21 protein-coding genes are annotated in these 18,750 nt (G+C 71.3%); 6 read left to right on the forward strand and 15 right to left on the reverse strand.

The annotated features are described in order from the left end of the window. Positions 1-19: 19 nt before the first annotated feature. The 6 genes from ACFYZA_RS35100 to ACFYZA_RS35125 all read right to left on the reverse strand — a co-directional run bounded on the left by ACFYZA_RS35100 (position 20) and on the right by ACFYZA_RS35125 (position 5,046). Positions 20-985, reverse strand: coding sequence for a YgfZ/GcvT domain-containing protein (locus ACFYZA_RS35100; RefSeq protein ID WP_382596338.1), 966 nt, complete (start codon positions 983-985; stop codon positions 20-22). 10 nt (positions 986-995) lie between these two features. Continuing rightward, positions 996-1,433, reverse strand: coding sequence for a Fur family transcriptional regulator (locus tag ACFYZA_RS35105; RefSeq protein WP_161250111.1), 438 nt, complete (start codon positions 1,431-1,433; stop codon positions 996-998). A gap of 60 nt (positions 1,434-1,493) precedes the next feature. Continuing rightward, a complete protein-coding gene (locus tag ACFYZA_RS35110) occupies positions 1,494-2,066 on the reverse strand; it encodes an FABP family protein (RefSeq protein ID WP_100577809.1) in 573 nt (190 codons plus the stop codon). A 324-nt stretch (positions 2,067-2,390) separates the two neighbouring features. Beyond that, positions 2,391-3,263, reverse strand: a complete 873-nt coding sequence (locus ACFYZA_RS35115) for a hypothetical protein (RefSeq protein ID WP_388494552.1) — start codon at positions 3,261-3,263, stop codon at positions 2,391-2,393. Between the two features lie 41 nt (positions 3,264-3,304). After that, a complete protein-coding gene (locus ACFYZA_RS35120) occupies positions 3,305-4,279 on the reverse strand; it encodes a hypothetical protein (protein ID WP_388494553.1) in 975 nt (324 codons plus the stop codon). After that, positions 4,279-5,046 carry a hypothetical protein gene (locus tag ACFYZA_RS35125; protein WP_388494554.1) on the reverse strand — a complete coding sequence of 256 codons (768 nt, stop codon included), beginning with the start codon at positions 5,044-5,046 and terminating at the stop codon, positions 4,279-4,281. Before ACFYZA_RS35125 ends, ACFYZA_RS35120 begins: the two co-directional genes overlap by 1 nt. A 143-nt stretch (positions 5,047-5,189) precedes the next feature. On the opposite strand from ACFYZA_RS35125, the gene ACFYZA_RS35130 reads away from it, so the two are divergent. Next, on the forward strand, positions 5,190-5,555 hold the full coding sequence (locus ACFYZA_RS35130; RefSeq protein WP_382596325.1) for a DsrE family protein: 366 nt from the start codon (positions 5,190-5,192) through the stop codon (positions 5,553-5,555). A gap of 49 nt (positions 5,556-5,604) precedes the next feature. Here the strand turns inward: ACFYZA_RS35130 and ACFYZA_RS35135 are convergent, their stop codons facing one another. From ACFYZA_RS35135 to ACFYZA_RS35170, 8 genes are all read right to left on the reverse strand, one after another. After that, positions 5,605-5,865, reverse strand: coding sequence for a DUF3099 domain-containing protein (locus ACFYZA_RS35135; protein ID WP_261714070.1), 261 nt, complete (start codon positions 5,863-5,865; stop codon positions 5,605-5,607). Positions 5,866-6,025: 160 nt separating this feature from the next. Beyond that, positions 6,026-6,313 (reverse strand): DUF1416 domain-containing protein, encoded by a 288-nt coding sequence (locus tag ACFYZA_RS35140; RefSeq protein ID WP_030362227.1) that lies wholly within the window; start codon positions 6,311-6,313, stop codon positions 6,026-6,028. A gap of 58 nt (positions 6,314-6,371) precedes the next feature. Further along, entirely contained in the window at positions 6,372-7,217 is an 846-nt protein-coding gene (locus tag ACFYZA_RS35145) for a sulfurtransferase (RefSeq protein ID WP_382596320.1), read from the reverse strand. 145 nt (positions 7,218-7,362) lie between these two features. Next, positions 7,363-7,443 (reverse strand): Ms5788A family Cys-rich leader peptide, encoded by an 81-nt coding sequence (locus ACFYZA_RS35150; protein WP_350751515.1) that lies wholly within the window; start codon positions 7,441-7,443, stop codon positions 7,363-7,365. Positions 7,444-7,768: 325 nt separating this feature from the next. Continuing rightward, the gene (locus ACFYZA_RS35155; protein ID WP_388494555.1) at positions 7,769-8,518 is read right to left on the reverse strand and encodes a DUF2993 domain-containing protein; all 750 of its coding nucleotides are present in this window, start codon (positions 8,516-8,518) and stop codon (positions 7,769-7,771) included. Between the two features lie 108 nt (positions 8,519-8,626). Next, positions 8,627-9,880, reverse strand: coding sequence for a hypothetical protein (locus ACFYZA_RS35160; protein ID WP_388494556.1), 1,254 nt, complete (start codon positions 9,878-9,880; stop codon positions 8,627-8,629). A 10-nt stretch (positions 9,881-9,890) separates the two neighbouring features. Then, on the reverse strand, positions 9,891-10,145 hold the full coding sequence (locus ACFYZA_RS35165; RefSeq protein WP_100577815.1) for a MoaD/ThiS family protein: 255 nt from the start codon (positions 10,143-10,145) through the stop codon (positions 9,891-9,893). 33 nt (positions 10,146-10,178) lie between these two features. After that, positions 10,179-10,997, reverse strand: a complete 819-nt coding sequence (locus ACFYZA_RS35170; protein ID WP_382596311.1) for an alpha/beta hydrolase — start codon at positions 10,995-10,997, stop codon at positions 10,179-10,181. 237 nt (positions 10,998-11,234) lie between these two features. Between ACFYZA_RS35170 and ACFYZA_RS35175 the strand changes: the two genes are divergently transcribed. The 5 genes from ACFYZA_RS35175 (at position 11,235) to ACFYZA_RS35195 (ending at position 16,662) form a co-directional block, all read left to right on the forward strand. Continuing rightward, positions 11,235-12,002 carry a response regulator transcription factor gene (locus tag ACFYZA_RS35175; RefSeq protein WP_382596308.1) on the forward strand — a complete coding sequence of 256 codons (768 nt, stop codon included), beginning with the start codon at positions 11,235-11,237 and terminating at the stop codon, positions 12,000-12,002. 81 nt (positions 12,003-12,083) lie between these two features. After that, on the forward strand, positions 12,084-13,106 hold the full coding sequence (locus tag ACFYZA_RS35180) for a LacI family DNA-binding transcriptional regulator (RefSeq protein ID WP_167158168.1): 1,023 nt from the start codon (positions 12,084-12,086) through the stop codon (positions 13,104-13,106). Positions 13,107-13,228: 122 nt separating this feature from the next. Further along, on the forward strand, positions 13,229-14,389 hold the full coding sequence (locus ACFYZA_RS35185) for a S1C family serine protease (protein WP_388494557.1): 1,161 nt from the start codon (positions 13,229-13,231) through the stop codon (positions 14,387-14,389). A 135-nt stretch (positions 14,390-14,524) separates the two neighbouring features. Further along, complete coding sequence (locus ACFYZA_RS35190) at positions 14,525-15,256, forward strand: response regulator transcription factor (protein ID WP_382596300.1); 732 nt, start codon at positions 14,525-14,527, stop codon at positions 15,254-15,256. 26 nt (positions 15,257-15,282) lie between these two features. Continuing rightward, on the forward strand, positions 15,283-16,662 hold the full coding sequence (locus tag ACFYZA_RS35195; protein ID WP_388494576.1) for a sensor histidine kinase: 1,380 nt from the start codon (positions 15,283-15,285) through the stop codon (positions 16,660-16,662). Positions 16,663-16,859: 197 nt separating this feature from the next. Here ACFYZA_RS35195 and ACFYZA_RS35200 read toward each other — a convergent pair whose 3' ends face one another. Then, positions 16,860-18,683, reverse strand: coding sequence for a bifunctional metallophosphatase/5'-nucleotidase (locus ACFYZA_RS35200; RefSeq protein ID WP_388494558.1), 1,824 nt, complete (start codon positions 18,681-18,683; stop codon positions 16,860-16,862). Between the last annotated feature and the right edge of the window lie 67 nt (positions 18,684-18,750).

The raw sequence follows: 18,750 nt of genomic DNA on the forward strand, positions 1-18,750 counted from the left end.
GAACGCCGGCCCGCCCGTCCTACGGCTCGACCACGACCTCCTGGGCCGCCGCCGTGTTGCCCGCGAGCAGCTCCGCGTCCACCGGCACGTTCCGCTTGACCAGGGCCAGGGCGATCGGGCCCAGCTCGTGGTGGCGGGCCGAGGTGGTGATGAAGCCGAGCTGGCGGCCCTCGGCGCCGTCGGCCGCGAGCCGCACCGGAGTGCCCGGCCCGGGCAGCAGCACCTCGCTGCCGTCCAGGTGCAGGAAGACCAGGCGGCGCGGGGGCTTCCCCAGGTTGTGGACGCGGGCGACCGTCTCCTGGCCCCGGTAGCAGCCCTTCTGGAGATGGACGGCCGAGCCGATCCAGCCCACCTCGTGCGGGATCGTGCGGTGATCGGTCTCGAAGCCGAGCCGGGGTCGGTGCGACTCGATCCGGAGCGCCTCGTACGCCAGGATCCCGACGAGCGGGCCCGCGAGGTCCGCGTACTCCTCCAGGTCGGCGCGCGGCAGGAACAGATCGCGGCCGTACGCCGTCTCGCGCACGGCCACCCCGTCCGGCACCTCGGCGATGGAGCCGGCCGGCAGGTGCACGACCGCGAACTCCTCGGTGCGGTCGGCCACTTCGACCCGGTAGAAGAACTTCATCGACTCCAGGTACGCGATCAGCTCGCCCTGGGTGTCGGGCTCGACGTGGATCCACACGGTGGTGCCGTCGTCGACGAGGTAGAGGGCGTGCTCGACGTGTCCGTTCGCCGAAAGCACCAGCGCCTCGGTGGCCTGCCCGACGGGCAGCTCGCTGACGTGCTGGGTGAGCAGCAGGTGCAGCCAGCTCAGCCGGTCGTCGCCGGTGACGGTGACGACCCCGCGGTGCGAGAGGTCGACGAGACCGGTGCCGCCGGCGAGCGCGCGCTGCTCGCGGAACAGGTCGCCGTAGTGCGCCGCGACTCCTTCGTCGCGCCCTTCGGCGGGGACGGCGCCGGGCTTGGACAGCAAGGGGCTCTTCATACGGGCAAGCCTACGACCCGGCGCTTGAAGCCTTCTTTGCACAGTCCGCGCAGCGCCCGAAGATGGCGAAATGCTTCATGTCCGTCTCGAAGCCGAAGGTGTCCCGGAGCTTCGCGGTGAAGTCCGCGGCCTCGGACACGTCGGCCTCGATCACCGTGGTGCAGTCCCGGCACACCAGGTGGATGTGGTGGTGCCGGTCGGCCAGGTGGTACGTCGGGGCGCCGTGGCCCAGATGGGCGTGCGAGACCAGACCCAGCTCCTCCAGGAGCTCCAGGGTCCGGTACACGGTGGAGATGTTCACGCCGCCCGCCGTCTTCCGCACCTCGGTGAGGATGTCGTCGGGCGTCGCGTGTTCGAGTACGTCGACGGCCTCCAGGACGAGCTGTCGCTGGGGGGTCAGCCGGTACCCGCGCCTGCGGAGGTCGCTCTGCCAGTCGGTGGTCACCACGCTCCCAGTGTAGGAGGGATCCCGGCGACGCCCAGGGGCGAAGGCGGTCCGCCTCGCGGCCTACTTGAAGAAGGCGATGCCGTCGTCCGGGAGGTCGCCCAGGCCACGGGCCATGTCGGCGACTTCCTCCGGGGTGACGACCTTCTTCAGGTGCGCCGACATGTAGGGGCGGAGCTCGACCTCGGGGGTCGCCTTCTCGCCGACCCACATCAGGTCGCTCTTGACGTAGCCGTACAGGCGCTTGCCGCCGGTGTACGGGCCGGAGGCCGCGGTGCGGGCGACGGCGTCGGTGACCAGGTCGATCTGCGGCTTCTGGTGGGCGAGCTCGCCGTACCAGATCTCGACGATGCCCTGGTCGCGGACCATGACGACCTCGACCTTGCGGTCCTTGTCGATGCGCCAGTAGCCCGACTCGGACTCCAGCGGCTTCACCTTGTTGCCCTCGGCGTCCAGGATCCAGGAGTGCGAGACGTACTCCAGGAAGTCGCGGCCGTCGTGGGAGAAGGTCACGGACTGCCCGAAGTTGGCCTTCTCGGCGCCCGGGAAGTCGGTCACACCGGCGCCCTCCCACGTACCGAGGAGGAAGACCAGGGGGACCAGGTCGGGGTGGAGGTCGGACGGAATCTCGATCATGAGGCTGCGATCTCTTCGTTGCGGTCGGGGTTAGCGCTGACCCTGGTACAGCTTCTTCACGGTCAGACCGGCGAAGGCGAGGACGCCGACGCAGACCAGGACAAGGAGGGTGGAGAAAACAGCCTCAAGCACGGGGGGCTCCTCGCATGAGCGGGTGTAGGGGCGGTCAGGGCCGGCCCCCAGCCTAATGGGTGGGGGGCCGGCCCTCTCTGTGAGGTACGCCGCCGGTGGCGCGCCCCTGGGGACGTGAGGTCCGCCGCCGGTCGCGCGCCCCGGGGGGACGTGAGGTCCGCCGCCGGTCGCGCGACCCGGGGAACGGGCGGATCAGCCCAGGAGCTGCTCCTGGAGGATGGTGGTCTGGTGGAAGGGGACCGCGGCGGCGGAGCCCTTCCTCGACTGCACGACCAGGGCGACGATGTCACCGGCGGCGAGATAGGCGTGCCGGACCTGGACGGGCCCGGTCGGCGCCGACTCGACGTACACGTCGTGCCGGACGTGCGGCATCCCGTTGCCCGTGTCGTAGTCCTCGTCCAGCGCCGACTCGCCCTCCACGTCCTTCAGGACGCGCGGGGCGACGCCCGCGTTGGAGAGGTAGAGCGTGGTGAACGCGCTCTGGTAGCCGGCGCTGTGGAAGCGGACCAGGTAGATGCGGGTGGCGGTGCCGTCCGGCATGGTCCAGCCACGGGCCGCGATCTGGAGCGGACCGCCCTGGGCGAGGTCGTCGCGCATGCTGGGGATCCGGTAGTCGGTGCCGAACTCCTGGAGGAACCGGGCGGTGGAGATCCGGCTCCTGTCGCCCTTGAGCGTGGGATCCGGGACCGATCCCGCCGGGGCGGGCAGCAGGAGCTGCTCCAGATCGGCGTAGTGGATCATGCCGGGGTTGTCGGCGGCGTACGGCAGCGCGGCCCCGGCCGGCAGCGCCGGCTTCACCAGCGCCGGGTAGTCCCAGCGACCGTCGCTCTTGGTGGAGAGCCCTGGCACGTCGGTGCGCTCCTGCTCGGTGATCCCGTACGCGACCCCGCTGCCGAGCACGCCGAAGGCGACCACGGCCGCCGTCCAGCGCGCCACGGCCCGCAGCGCCCGGCGGTCCTTGGGGACGGCGGGCGGGGCCTCGGGGACGGCGGGCGGGGCCTCCGGGAGCGGGGGCAGGACCGAGGTCCGGCCGGCCGAACCACGCACGTCAGTCACGTCAGTCACGTCAGTCACGTCACCCAAATCAGTCACATCGCTCACGTCACTCACACGGACTCCCCGGGAGACTTGATGAAGTCGAGCTGCTTGCGCAGCAGCCCGGCCGCCGATGCGGTGGCCAGCGGAGCCGGTGCGTAGGTGTAGGTGGTGACCATGACGTCGCCCTCGTACGCGTTGCAGAACATCGCGTCGAGCTTCACCTTGTCGTCCTTGGGCAGCAGGAAGCAGATGGCGTTGGCGTGGCCCTCGATCTTCGGGCCCGCGCGGAATTCCTTCAGGGTGCGCGTGAGCTCGCCCTGGAAGGCGTTCAGTTCCTTGATGGCCTGGGTGTTCCCCATCTGGGACAGCCGCATCTCGGTGACGAAGTTGGTGTCGGTGTAGCTGCGCAGGGCGACGCCCTTGATCTTCAGACCGTCCACGGCCTTGTCGTGCTTCTCGCGCTGGTCGGCCGGAAGCCCTCGGTCGCCCTCCTTCAGGAGAGCGGTGGCCTGTTGGGCGCCGAGCACCGAGTTGTTGGCGAACTCGCCCAGATCCGGGCCGAGTTGATAGCCCGGCGGCAGCGGAAGCAACTTGCCGCCGAGCCCGGCGAGGGGGGCCGCCGAGGCCTTGGGCGACTGCGTCGCCGGTCCGGTGGAGGCGGCCACGAGGACAGTGGGCGCACTGCGATCCGCGTCCCCCAGCACGCCGAACGCCCAGACCCCGCCCCCGGCGAGGAGCAGCAGCGCGACGGCCCCCGATATGAGCGGCACGAGACGTCGGGGCCGACGGGACGACGAAACGGAACCGGCGGAATCGACGACCCCCACCTGCCCGACGAGCGCGGCGGGCTGCGCGGGCTCGCCGGGCTCGGTGGACGCCACGGGCTCCGCAGGGTGCGCGGGCTGGGCGGGCTCGGTGGACGCCACGGACTCCGCAGGCTGCGCGGGCTTCACAGGCTCGGCGGGTTCGGCGGGCTCAGTGGGCGCCACGGGCCCCGCAGGCTTCGCGGGCTCGGTGGCCGGGTCGGGGGTTTCGTTCGTCATCACAGGCGCTCCAACTGCTGCTTGGCCAGGGCCTGGAGCGCGGGCTCCGAGACGGAACCCGAGTTGTCCACGTACTCGATCTCCATGATCGTCCCGTCGCGCCAGGCATAGGCCCGGCCCTCGTACACGGGCTCGTAGCCGGGCTCGGAGTACGGCTTGTCGAACACGTACGTGCGGCCGTTGTCGCTGCCCGGAATCGGCTTGCCGTAGTTGCCGGCGTACTCCTTCGACGGCATGCCATCCTGCTGCTTCCGGGCGAAGTCCCGGGACTTGACCGCCGTGTCGTCGGCGAACTGCGTCAGCCTGACGGTGACGAAAACCCGGCCGTCCCGGGACCAGGACGTCGTGACGCTCCGCCGGAACCCTTCGTCCAGCAGGTGCGGAAACGCCCTGTCCGGATACATGTAGCCCGCCGCCGTCATCTCCAGGTCGCGATAGCCGGGCTCCACCTCGGTCTTCGCGCCGTCCGGCTTCGGCAGGAGGAGGTGGCGCAGATCGCCGTCCGGCTTCTCGGACCAGCGGTTGGCCGAGACGGTGCGGGGCGTCGTCCGCGTGTCCGCCGGCGTGGTCCTGGACTCCGCCAGGTTCCGCTGGGCGAGCGGCCCCAGGGGGGTCGGCTGACGCTGGTACTGCACGACGTATCCGGTGACCGTCCCCGCCAGCACCCCGAGGACGGCCGCGCCCGCGACGATCAGGGTGGTGCGGCCCCGGCGGCGACGGGGGCGTACGCGCCCGGACGGATCAGGCGGCACTTCGGTTGAACTCACTTACTCCCCAGAGGACTTGAAAGGTCTTGCCACGATTTGGCGAGACTTGCCACGGCTTGGGACGCGGACGGCGTCAGCCGCGGCACACAGGGGACTCACAACCGCCGGGGGAGGTTGTGAGCCGGCGGATTACAGTTCCGCATATGCCGAACAAGAAGCTCGTGATCAAGGTGACCGCCGGTGCCGACGCACCCGAGCGGTGTTCGCAGGCCTTCACCGTGGCCGCGGTGGCCGCGGCCAGCGGGGTCGAGGTCTCGCTCTGGCTCACCGGCGAATCGTCCTGGTTCGCCCTGCCGGGCCGGGCCGCCGAGTTCACGCTCCCTCACGCCGCGCCGCTGCCGGACCTCATCGAGTCGATTCGGGCGGGCGGCCGGATCACGCTGTGCACGCAGTGCGCGACCCGGCGGGAGATCACGGAGAAGGACGTCCTGGAGGGCGTACGGATCGCGGGGGCCCAGGTTTTCGTGCAGGAGATCATGGCGGACGGCGTACAGGCGCTCGTGTACTGAGGCCGCAGGCTTCGGGTGCGGGCAGCGGGCAGCCGGCTATAGGCGCGAGCTACGGGCGGCGCTTCTTGCCGTCCAGCTCGTCCCACCACTCGTCGGACTTGGGGTCGCCCGAGGGATCGTCCCACCAGCGGTCGTCGGGGCCGCGCCGATTGGCGACCATCGCGGCGACGGGCGGGATCACCATGGCGACCACGCACATCCCGACCGCCACGGGAATCGACCACAGGCGCACGAAGCCCCAGGCGGACACGAAAAGCAGGATGCAGCCGCCCATCATCCAGAAATAGCCGCGCCGACGCCGGGCCAACATGCTTCCAGCGTACGACCGGGGAGCCGACCCGGATACGGGAAGAGGCCGCCCGGCCGAACGGCACGGAGGGCCGCACCCCATTCCAAGGCGTCCAACCCCCGGGGTGCGGCCCTCCGGCCGGTACTGCGGTACTGCGGTACTGCGGTACTGCCGCCGTCGGTCAGACGGCGATGGCGACCTCGGCGAGGCCACCGGTCTGGGCGACGACCGTACGGTCCGCGCTGCCGCCCGGCACCAGGGCGCGCACGGTCCACGTGCCCTCGGCCGCGTAGAAGCGGAACTGTCCGGTGGCCGAGGTCGGGACCTCGGCGGTGAACTCGCCCGTCGAGTCCAGCAGGCGCACGTAACCGGTGACGGGCTCGCCGTCGCGGGTCACCTGGCCCTGGATCGTGGTCTCACCAGGCTTGATCGTCGAGGCGTCGGGGCCGCCGGCCTTCGCTCCACACATGGGTCTTCCTTACGGTCTCTGCTGGTCTGGGGGCTGGGGGCTGAGCGGGCTGTGCGGACTACTTGTTGGCGCCGAGCTCGATCGGCACGCCGACGAGGGAGCCGTACTCGGTCCACGAACCGTCGTAGTTCTTGACGTTCGTCTGGCCGAGCAGCTCGTGCAGCACGAACCACGTCAGGGCCGAGCGCTCACCGATGCGGCAGTACGCGATGGTGTCCTTCGCGAGGTCGACCTGCTCGTCCTCGTAGAGGGCCTTGAGCTCGTCGTCCGACTTGAAGGTGCCGTCGTCGTTGGCGTTCTTCGACCACGGGATGTTGCGGGCGGACGGGACGTGGCCCGGGCGCTGCGACTGCTCCTGCGGGAGGTGGGCCGGGGCGAGCAGCTTGCCGGAGAACTCGTCGGGCGAGCGCACGTCGACGAGGTTCTTGGAGCCGATCGCGTTCACGACGTCGTCGCGGAAGGCGCGGATCGAGGCGTCCTGGGGCTTGGCCTTGTACTGGGTGGCCGGGCGGCTGGGGACCTGGTCGCCGTCCACGAGGTCGCGGGAGTCGAGCTCCCACTTCTTGCGGCCGCCGTCGAGGAGCTTCACGTCCTGGTGGCCGTAGAGCTTGAAGTACCAGAAGGCGTACGAGGCGAACCAGTTGTTGTTGCCGCCGTACAGGACGACGGTGGTGTCGTTCGCGATGCCCTTGGCGGAGAGGAGCTTCTCGAAGCCCTCCTGGTCGATGAAGTCGCGGCGGACCGGGTCCTGGAGGTCCTTCGTCCAGTCGATCCGGATCGCGTTCTTGATGTGGTTCTTCTCGTAGGCCGAGGTGTCCTCGTCGACCTCGACGATGGCGACCTTGGGGTCCTCGATGTGGGCCTCGACCCAGTCGGCGTCTACCAGGACGTCGCTGCGGCTCATGTTCTTCTCCTCCGGGGCAGTCTGCGGGGGCGGTGCAGGTGTGCGGGTACGCGGCTGCGGCGTGCGTACGGCGGCACGAGGGGTGGGCCTGAGGGGCCTGAGTGCGGCCAAGCGGCCCGGGGAATGCGGGAGTCGAGCGTCCCGCTCAGAAGGGGCGACAGAGCATGGCGGCGACGCGGCACAGGTCTACTGCCCGCCGCTTCGTGAGGTCCGCCTGTCGCTTCATGTGTCCGATCGTAGGGAGGCAAACCGGGGCGTGTCACCGGTGTGTCGCATGCTGAGACTCGATCATCCGCATACTGATACGCGAGCCCCCGCGAAGCCCCCTCCGCCCGCCTCCCGGGGCCGGGCCCCCGCCCCCGCTCCTGCCCTACGGACACCCCCGTCTCAGAATGCGGCCCCCTCCCCGGGGCTCCGCCCCGGACCCCCTGCGGGGCTCCGCCCCGGACCCCGTTCGCGCCTGAACGGCGCTCGTCCTCAAACTCCCCCAAGGCCTCAAGGGCCAGGGGGCACCCCCATGACGGGCCGGGGGCTGGGGGGGCGGGAAGGAATCAGCCCGCCAGGCGGACTTCCTTGCCCTCGCCCGAGAAGCGGAGGCCGGACTCCGAGGCCGTGACCTTGTTCAGCTTGATGCTCGACGGCATGCCCTCGATCTTCAGGTCGTAGTCGACCGCCTTGCGCAGCCGCGCGTCGAACCCCGGCAACGGCAGCTTCGGCAACGACTCCGCCCGGAGCTGGACCTCCCCCGCCCCGTTCAGGCCGACCGTGCTGTAGGCGGAGACCGTACGGCCCTGAAGGAGCGCCTTCGCCGCCGCCGGCAGCATCACGCCCTGGCCTTCGAGCAGGTCCGCGAGGGGGCCGGACACCTTCACCTGGCCCTTGGCCGCCCGCTCCGGCCCGGCGTAGCCGACCGTCGCCCCCTTGGGCGCGGCCTTGGAGAGGTCCGCGTACGAGATGTTCGCCGCCCCGTCCGCCCGGCCCGCCACCGCCGACGAGAACGAGCTGTCGATCTTCACCGCGTACAGCTCGGCCGTCACCTCGGTGACGTTGACCGAGTGGCCACCGGCCGTCGCGGTGACCCCGGACAGCGAGACGTCGACCTCGTCGAGCTCCTTGCCGACCACCTGGGTCAGGAAGGGGAAGCCCTTGATGTCGACGTCGGGCGTCGAGCCGAGCCGTTGGCTGCTCTTGATCTTGTCGGCCGTCTTCGACTCGGCGACGTTCACCGCGATGCGGTCCACGGCGACGAAGATGCCGCCGAGAACGATCGCGATGACCAGAAGTATTCGCAGTGCGCGCATTGCCTACGTGTCCCCCACCAGTCGGCCGCCAGTCGGCCATCGACCCTTTGATCAAAAACGGAAAACAGAAGTTCTCGCAATGACGATCACGAGACCCGCCGCGGTTCCCTACGCCACGGCTCGGCCGATGAGATACAGCGCGGGCACCGCCGCCGTGAGCGGCAGGGCCACGCCCGCCGTCATGTGGACGAACCGGGACGGGTAGTCGTACGAGGCGACCCGCAGCCCGATCAGCGCGCAGACGCCGGCCGCGAGGCCGAGCAGCGCGCCGGACGCGCCGATGCCGGTCAGACCGCCGACCGCGATGCCGGAGCCGGCGGCCGCGAGCAGCGCGACCGCCACGGAGACGGCCGACGGCAGCGGCAGGGCACGGGCGAGCGCGGCGACGGCCACCGCGGCCGCGCCGACGGACACCGCGTGCGGCGGCGCCGCGAGGTGGCCGCCCGCCAGGACCGCGAGCGCGGCCGAGGTGACGGTCGCCATCAGCCCGTACATCCGCTCGTCGGGGTCCGCGTGCGAGCGGAGCTGGAGGACGAGGGTGAGCAGCACCCAGACGCCGAGCGTGCCCAGGATCGCGGCGGGCGCGTGCTCACGGCCGAGCGCGAGCAGGGCCACGTCGGCGACGAGCCCGCCCGCGAAGGCGAGCGCGATGCCCTGCCGGGCCGGCCACATCCCGTTGAGCCGGAACCAGCCCGCCGCCGTCACCGCCTGGAGGGCGACGAGCGGGACGGCGAGGGCGTAGGGACCGATGGGCGCGGCCACCGCGAGGAGCAGGCCCAGGACGGCGGTCAGGGCGGCGGGCTGCATGCCGGGCGCGATGACCGGGGAGCGGCCCTCCGCGCGGGCCCGCTGGGCGTCGGTGATCCGCGCGTTGCCGACCGTGGTGGGCGAGCCGTAGGCCGGGCCGGAGCCGGGCGCGGCGGCCGGCGCGGGAGCCGGGGCCGGGGTGGCCGCGGGCTCGTACACCGGCGCGGGAGCGGGCGCGGACGCCATCGGCATCTCGGGCGGCAGCGGCACGGAGGCCGTCCCCGCGCCGTGCTGGGGCGGCAGGTACGCCGTCTCCTCGGCGCCCGCGTGCCTCGGCGGCGCGTAAGCCGGGTCCACCGGGCGCTCCTCCCAGGACGGGTCGGGCTGGGCGTGCCGGCCCCGGCGCGGCTCGGGCTCCACCGGCTGCTCCCGCACGGGCGGGATGGTGGGCTGGTACTGGGTGTCCCAGGTCTGCCCCTCCCACGTCTGCGTGTACTGCTGGTGGTCCTGGTACGGCTCGTACGGGAACGGCGGCTGGGGCTGCACGGGCTGCCCGTACTGGTCGTACTGGGGCTGGGACTGCGGCTGCTGCTGATACGGGTACTGCTCGCTCATGACGTGGGGGTCACCCTCCTGCGAACGGCGGGAGCACCTCGACCGTGCCGCCCTCGGCAAGGCGTACGGTCTCATGCTTCCGCTTGCCGACGGGGTCACCGTCGACCAGGAAGGAACACCGCTGGAGTACGCGCGTGAGCTCTCCGGGGTGCCGTTCGCGCACCGCGTCGAGGGCTTCGGCCAGCGTACGGGCGGCGTACGGCTCCTCCGCGACACCGGCGGCGGACTTGGCCGCGGCCCAGAAGCGGATGGTTCCCGCTGCCATGGTCAGGCTCCTTTCGTCGCCCTCCATGATGGGCTACGCGGCGGGCCGGGCGGCGATGAGCCAGTCCGCGATCCGCCCGAGGAGCTCGTCACCGGCCGCGTTCTCGGCGTGGCCCATGCCCGCCTCCAGCCACAACCGCGCAGGTCCGGCCGCCGCGAGCATGCGGGGATGGTCCACCGGGAAGTACGGGTCGCGGTCGCCGTGCACGATCAGCAAAGGGGTCGGCGCGATCAGCGGAACCGCCTCGACGGGCGAGAGCGGCACCGGGTCCCAGTCCTCGGAGTGGATGCGGGTGGCGAAGCCGAGGCGGCCCACGAGACGGCCCGCGCGCCGGGTGATCAGCCAGTGCACCCGCCGCATGGGGGCCGTGCCCCGGTAGTACCAGCGTGCGGGCGCGCTGACCGCCGCCACTGCATCGGTGCGCCCCCGGATGCTCCCCTCGTGGACCGCCGCGTGCCGCAGCACCACGGATCCGCCCATCGAGAAGCCGACGGTCACCACCCGTTCGTACCCGAGTGACCTCGCCCACTCGACGGCCGCCGCCAGGTCGAGCACCTCGCGGTCGCCGACCGTCGAGCGGCCGCCGGACCTTCCGTGCCCCCGGAACGAGAAGGTGACCACGGCCGCGTACTGCGCGAACACCCCCGCGGCCCGTCGTACGGCGGGCCGGTCCACCGACCCCGTGAAGCCGTGCGCGACCACGATCGCGGTATCGCTGTGGCCCTTCACACAAGGCGTGTAAAGCGCCTCGATCCGGACACCATCGCTCGTACACAGGGTTGCGCGCCGGAGGCCGGGAGTGATCGAGGAAACAGCGGAAGTGTGAAATCGATCATCTGCCTCGGCATTCATGTGGGCTATTCTCCTTGGCAGAGGATCCGGGCACCGTAGCCCCCGGGTCCTTTTGTGTTTCCCGGTCGTTGTTACGGACGGGTGAACAAACGCTCACAAAGGGCCTGAAGCAAGGCTCCGAAAAGTACGAAGCAGTGCCGCAACACCCCCGAGCTCTCAGCGAGCAGGAGGAACCGACGTCATGGGCGAGCCAACCGTGCACGATACGAAGCGGACGACCTGGGCAGGTGGAGCCCGATGAGCTCCTTGCTGCTCCTCACCAACGCCCTCCAGCCGTCGACGGAGGTGCTCCCCGCCCTCGGCCTGCTGCTGCACAGCGTGCGGGTCGCCCCCGCCGAGGGCCCGGCCCTCGTCGACACCCCGGGTGCCGACGTCATCCTGATCGACGGCCGCCGCGACCTGCCGCACGTGCGGTCGCTGTGCCAGCTGCTCCGCTCCACCGGCCCCGGCTGTCCGCTGGTCCTGGTCGTGACCGAGGGCGGCCTGGCCGCCGTCACCGCGGACTGGGGCATCGACGACGTCCTGCTGGACACCGCGGGCCCCGCAGAGGTCGAGGCCCGGCTCCGGCTCGCGACCGGCCGCGCGCAGGCCGTCTCGGACGACTCCCCCATGGAGATCCGCAACGGTGACCTCTCCGTCGACGAGGCCACGTACAGCGCGAAGCTGAAGGGGCGGGTCCTGGACCTGACCTTCAAGGAGTTCGAGCTGCTGAAGTACCTCGCCCAGCACCCGGGCCGGGTGTTCACGCGGGCCCAGCTGCTCCAGGAGGTGTGGGGCTACGACTACTTCGGCGGCACCCGCACGGTCGACGTCCACGTACGGAGGCTGCGGGCCAAGCTCGGCCCCGAGCACGAGTCGCTGATCGGCACCGTGCGCAACGTCGGCTACCGCTTCGTGACCCCGGAGAAGCCCGAGCGCTCCTCCGAGGACGCCAAGGCGAAGGCGGTCGTGGACGCGGCCACCGCCGAGGCGAAGGAGGCGGCGGCCCGCTCCTCGAAGCGGTAACCCGAACGGTAGATCACACCTGGGGTACGACCTGCGATACGCCCTGCCCAGCGGGGGGTCACCCCGCGTAGACTGCCGCGCGTGGCCAAGGTGACGCGGGACGACGTGGCACGACTTGCGGGTACTTCGACCGCCGTCGTCAGCTATGTCATCAACAACGGACCCCGGCCGGTCGCCCCGGCCACGCGCGAGCGTGTCCTCGCCGCGATCAAGGAACTGGGGTACCGGCCCGACCGGGTCGCCCAGGCCATGGCGTCGCGGCGTACCGACCTCATAGGAATGATCGTCCCGGACGCGCGCCAGCCGTTCTTCGCGGAGATGGCGCACGCCGTGGAACAGGCCGCGTCCGAGCGCGGAAAAATGGTTCTGGTCGGCAACTCCGACTACGTCGACGACCGCGAGGTCCACTATCTGCGGGCCTTCCTCGGCATGCGGGTGGCCGGCCTGATCCTGGTCAGCCAGGGCCCCAGCGAGCGGGCCGCGGCCGAGATCGACGCCTGGGACGCCCGGGTGGTGCTGCTGCACGAGCGGCCCGAGGCGATCGACGACGTGGCGGTGGTGACCGACGACATCGGCGGCGCCCAGCTCGCCACCCGCCACCTGCTGGAACACGGCCACGAGTACGTGGCCTGCCTCGGCGGGGTCGAGTCGACCCCGGCCGTCGGCGACCCGGTGGCCGACCACGTCGAGGGCTGGCGCCGGGCCATGCTGGAGTCCGGCCGCTCGCTCGAAGGCCGCCTCTTCCAGGCCCCGTACAACCGTTACGACGCCTACAAGGTGGCCCTGGAGATCCTCGCCGGGCCCGAGCGGCCGCCCGCCATCTTCTGCTCGACCGACGACCAGGCGATCGGGGTGCTGCGGGCCGCCCGCGAGCTGCGCATCGACGTGCCGGGCGAGCTGGCCGTGGCGGGCTTCGACGACGTCAAGGAAGCGGCGCTGACCGACCCGCCGCTGACCACGATCGCCTCCGACCGGCCCGCGATGGCGCGGGCCGCGGTGGACCTGGTCCTGGACGACGGGCTGCGGGTCGCGGGCTCGCGCCGCGAACGCCTCAAACAGTTCCCCTCGCGGCTCGTCGTACGCCGTTCCTGCGGCTGCGGCTGAGCCCGCCCGACCAGCCGTTGACGGACGCCGCGAGGCGTCCTTATTTCGGGCAAACGCGGTTCTGCCGGGCTTCTTACCCCGTCCTCAGACTGCTCTCATCATCCGTGGCGAAGGTCATAGACATGACCGAGAGCCCCCGCCACAGCGGCGAGTACCCCGAGCAGCAGCCTCAGCACTCCGACCACGCTGACGAGTCCTGGCAGCGAGCCAAGGACGACGCCCGGCGAGAGGCAGAGGCCTACGCGGCCGCCTATCCGCCGCCGCCCCAGTACCCGGCCACCGCGCACTTCGCCACCGCCGAGCCGGAGGCCCCGAAGCCGCGGCGGGCCAAGCGTTCGGTGGGCCTCATCGCGGCCGTCGCCATCATCGCGGCGGCGATAGGCGGCGGCACCGCGAGCTTCGTCGAGCACTACGTCGGCAACGACAGCGCCACCGTCAGCTCCGGGGTCAGCGGCACCAACGCGTCCAACAGCACCAACGGCACGGTCTCCGGCGTCGCCAAGGCGGTCATGCCGAGCATCGTCGAGATCAACGCGACGTCCGGCTCGGGCGAGTCGACCGGCGCCGGCGTGATCGTCACCGCCAACGGCGAGATCATCACCAACAACCACGTCATCTCGGGCTCGACCTCCATCAAGGTGAAGCTGAGCAACGGCAAGACGTACACCGCGAAGGTCGTCGGCACCGACCCCGACAAGGACCTCGCGCTGATCAAGCTGGACGGGGCGAGCGGCCTCAAGCCCGCCTCCCTCGGCGACTCCAGCAAGATCGCGGTGGGCGACCAGGTCGTCGCCATCGGCTCCCCCGAGGGCCTCACCGGCACCGTCACCAGCGGCATCGTCTCCGCCCTCGACCGCGATGTCACCGTCGCCAAGGAGCAGGGCAACCAGGGGCAGGGCCAAGGACAGGGACAGGGGCGCGGCCAGGGCGGCTGGCCGTTCGAGTTCGGCGGGCAGCAGTTCAACGGCGACACGGGCTCGTCGAAGACCACGTACAAGGCGCTCCAGACCGACGCCTCGCTCAACCCGGGCAACTCCGGCGGCGCGCTCATCGACATGAACGGCAACATCATCGGCATCAACTCCGCGATGTACTCGCCGAGTTCGAGTGCCGCGAGCGGTTCTTCGGCCGGCAGTGTCGGGCTCGGCTTCGCCATCCCGATCAACACCGTCAAGTCCGACCTCGCGAGCCTGCGCGGCGGCGGCAGCGGTGGCGCCGACACCGGCGGCAACGACAACAGCCAGGGCAGCGACAGCTCCGGCGGCTTCGGCGGCAGCTACTGAGCCGCCCCGACGCCCACCGAACCGCGCGGGGCAGCAGCTGACCCTCCCGGGGCAGCGAGCCGCCCCGCGCCACACCGTCCGCATGCGAGGCTGATGGTCCCGAGCCGAGAAGACGCACCCGAAGGAAACCCGCTCATGAGCCCCGCCGAGGACGAACCGCAGCGCATCCTGATCGTCGACGACGAGCCCGCCGTCCGCGAGGCGCTGCAGCGCAGTCTCGCCTTCGAGGGATACGGCACCGAAGTCGCCGTGGACGGCCTCGACGCCCTCGCGAAGGCGGAGGCCTACCGGCCCGAGCTGATCGTCCTCGACATCCAGATGCCCAGGATGGACGGGCTCACCGCGGCCCGCCGGCTGCGCGCGGCCGGCTCCACCACGCCCATCCTGATGCTGACCGCGCGCGACACGGTGGGCGACCGCGTCACCGGCCTCGACGCGGGCGCCGACGACTACCTGGTCAAGCCGTTCGAGCTGGACGAACTCTTCGCCCGCATCCGGGCGTTGCTGCGCCGCAGCTCGTACGCGGTCGACGCGGGGGCGGCCGGGCAGGACGCCGGGAACGTCCTCAGCTTCGCGGACCTGCGGATGGACCTGTCCACGCGCGAGGTCACCCGCGGCAGCCGGGTGGTGGAGCTGACCCGTACCGAGTTCACCCTCCTGGAGATGTTCCTGGCCCACCCCCGCCAGGTGCTCACGCGCGAGCAGATCCTCAAGGCCGTGTGGGGCTTCGACTTCGAGCCCTCGTCCAACTCCCTCGACGTGTACGTGATGTATCTGCGCCGCAAGACGGAGGCGGGCGGCGAGCCGCGCCTGGTGCACACGGTGCGGGGCGTGGGGTACGCACTCCGGCCCGGCGGCGCGGAGTGAACCGTGTACTGCGCCGCTACCGCGCGATGCCGCTCCGCTCCCGGCTCGCGATGCTGGTCGCGACGGCTGTCGCGGTGGCGGTGGCGGCGGTCGCGGTGGCCTGCTGGCTGCTGACCCGGGCCCAGTTGCGCGCCGAGCTCGACACCACGCTGCGCAACACCAGCGCGCCGGGCAGCCTGGTGCAGGGCGCGCTCCAGTCCTGCACGTCGCAGGGCAGCATGCCGCCGGGGCAGAAGCCGTTCGCCTACATCCAGGTGGTGCTGCCGGACGGCACCCGCTGCGTGGCCCCGGACTCCCCGCCCGTACAGGTCAGGCCCCAGGACGTGGCGATCGCCGCCGGCCGCAACCTCAAGGCCGAGTCCCTGCACAACAGCACCACCGAAGGCGGCATGGAGGTACGGGTGCACACCCAGTACCAGGAGTTCGGCGGCCGGTGGGTCACCGTCTCCCTTTCCCGCCCGCTGACCGAGATCGACTCCGCCCTCAACCGGCTCGCGCTGCTGCTGACCGGTCTCGCCGGCATCGGCGTGGTCGCGGCCGGGGCGGCCGGCCTCTGGGTCGCGCGGACCGGGCTGCGGCCCGTGGACAAGCTGACCGGGGCCGTCGAGCACGTGGCCCGCACCGAGGACCTGACGGTGCGCATCCCCGTCGAGGGCGAGGACGAGATCGCCCGGCTCTCGCTCTCGTTCAACGCGATGACCGCCGCGCTCGCCTCCTCGCGGGACCGGCAGGCGCAGCTCATCGCGGACGCGGGGCACGAGCTGCGCACCCCGCTCACCTCGCTGCGTACGAACATCGAGCTGCTCGCCAGGAGCGAGGAGACGGGGCGGGCCATTCCGCCCGCCGACCGCAAGGCGCTGATGGCGTCCGTGACGGCCCAGATGTCCGAACTCGCCTCCCTCATCGGGGACTTGCAGGAGCTGTCCCGTCCGGACGCGGTCCGCGAGGGCCCGCTCGAAGTGGTCGGCCTGCACGACATCACCCGGATCGCGCTCGACCGGGCGCGGCTGCGCGGGCCCGAGCTGACGATCACGGCGGAGCTCGCGCCCTGGTATGTACGGGCCGAGCCGGCGGCGCTGCAGCGGGCGGTGGTGAACGTCCTGGACAACGCGGTGAAGTTCAGCCCGCCGTACGGGACGGTCACGGTGACCCTGGACCGGGGTGTCCTGACGGTCCGCGACCAGGGGCCCGGCATCCCGGCGGAGGACCTGCCACACGTCTTCGAGCGCTTCTGGCGCTCCCCCTCGGCGCGGGCCCTGCCCGGCTCGGGGCTCGGCCTCTCGATCGTGGCCCGTACGGTCCGGCACGCGGGGGGCGAGGTGACCCTGTCCCCCGCCGAAGGCGGCGGCACCCTGGCCACCCTGACCCTGCCCGGCGCCCCGACCCCCCCGCCGGAAACCCCCTGAGGCTCCGCCCCCTCGGATCCCGGACGGGTTGAAGACGCCCGTGCCGGGCCACCTGCGGGGGCGCGGGGCGCAGCCCCCGGAAGCCAGTCCTCCCCGTTCCACCCCCGGAGGGTTTCGGGAAGGGGTGGGGCGGGGCGAAAGAAAGGGGGCGGCGGCCCGACCGAGGACCGCCACCCCCAACTACCCGCCCGCAGGGGCTACTTCAGCACCGTGATGCGTCCGGAGACCGGCGGAGCCATCGGCGCGGAGGCCGACGAGTTCGCCGCCAGGTACGCGTCGAAGACGTCCAGGTCCGACGCCCCGACCAGCTTGTTCGTGCCGACCAGCGCCGGGAATCCGTCACCGCCGCCTGCCAGGAACTCGTTCATCGCCACCCGGTACGTCTTCGCGGGATCGATCGCGGCCCCGTTCAGCCTCACCGTGTCGACGACCACCCGCGCCGCACCCGACTTCGTCAGGTCGAGCGTGTAGGTCAGCCCCTTGGAGACCTGGAGGATCTTCGGGTCCGCCGCGTTCGGGCCGCTGACCTGCTGCTGGAGCGCCGCGATGAGCTGCGCCCCGGTCAGGTCGACCACGTTCATCATGTTGGTGAACGGCTGGACCGTGAACGCCTCGCCGTAGGTCACCACCCCGTCCCCCTCGCTCCCGCTCGCCTTGTACACGAGGTCGGAGCGGATGCCGCCGGGGTTCATGAGGGCGAGCTGTGCGCCGCCCTTGTCGGGGGCGGAGAGCCCGGCGAGCTGCGCGTCCGCGATCAGGTCGCCGAGCGGCTTCTCGGGGGCGTCGGAGCCGCGCCCGTTGATGTCGGCCGAGATGTAACCCTGCGGCCGGTTCGCGACCGGGGCCGCCAACTTGCCCCAGCGGGCGATCAGTTGGGTCATGTCGGGAGCCTTCGCCTGGTCCCTGCTGACGATGTGGTTCGCCGACTTCGGGGACTTCGGCGACGTCACGGCGGTGCGCACGATGTCCTTGGTGCGGCGGTCGTACGTCAGCGTCGTGTCCGTGTACAGCTTGCCGAACGAGGCCGCCGAGGTCACCAGGCGCGGGTTGCCCGCCGGGTCCGGGATGGTGCAGACGTACGCCTGGTGGGTGTGGCCGGTGATCAGCGCGTCCACCTTGGGCGTGATGCCCTTGGCCATGTCGACGATCGGGCCGGAGATCCCGCTGCCGGGGCCCTGGCTGTCGCAGCTGTCGTTGTACGCGTTGCTGGACGGCATGCCGCCCTCGTGGATCAGCGCCACGATCGACTTGACGCCCTGGCGGTCGAGTTCCTTGGCGTACTTGTTGATGGTCTCGATCTCGTCGGCGAACTTGAGACCCTTGACGCCGGAGGCGGTCACGACGTTCGGGGTGCCTTCGAGCGTCACGCCGATGAAGCCGATCTTGACGCCGTTCTTCTCCCAGACCGTGTACGGCTTGAGGATCGGCCTGCCGGTCTTCTCGTTCGTCACGTTGGCCGCGAGGTAGGGGAAGTCCGCGCCCTGGAACTTCTTGCCCTTCTCGTAGCAGCCCTCGGTGGGGTGGCAGCCGCCGTTCTGCATGCGGGCGAGCTCGGTGGCGCCCTCGTCGAACTCGTGGTTGCCGACGGCCGTGACGTCCAGCTTCAGCTTGTTGAGCGCCTCGATGGTCGGCTCGTCGTGGAAGAGCCCGGACAGCAGCGGGCTCGCGCCGATCATGTCGCCGCCGGCCGCGGTGATCGAGTACGGGTGGCCCTTGCGGGCGGTGCGCAGCGAGGTGGCGAGGTATTCCATGCCACCGGCCGGCACGGACTTGGTGGTTCCGTCCGCCTGACGCTCCGTCACCGCGCCCGCCGAACCGGCCGGGGGTTCCAGGTTGCCGTGCAGGTCGTTGAAGGAGAGCAGTTGGACATCGACCGTGCGGTCCGGCTTCGGGTGGTGTCCGTGGCCGCGCTCGTGCGCGTCGGCGGGCATCGCGGCGACGAGCGCTCCGACGGTGGCAAGTCCGGCGGCCCCCGCCCACATTCGTGTGGCGGCACGCTTCATGTGGGGTTTCGCTGGCATGTGTTCTTTGAGTCCCCTGTGAGTGTCCGGTGAAGTCCCGGCGCAGCCTAGGGTCAACGCGCGTAGC

It is taken from the genome of Streptomyces sp. NPDC001828, from assembly GCF_042892175.1.
GTDB lineage: Bacteria > Actinomycetota > Actinomycetes > Streptomycetales > Streptomycetaceae > Streptomyces.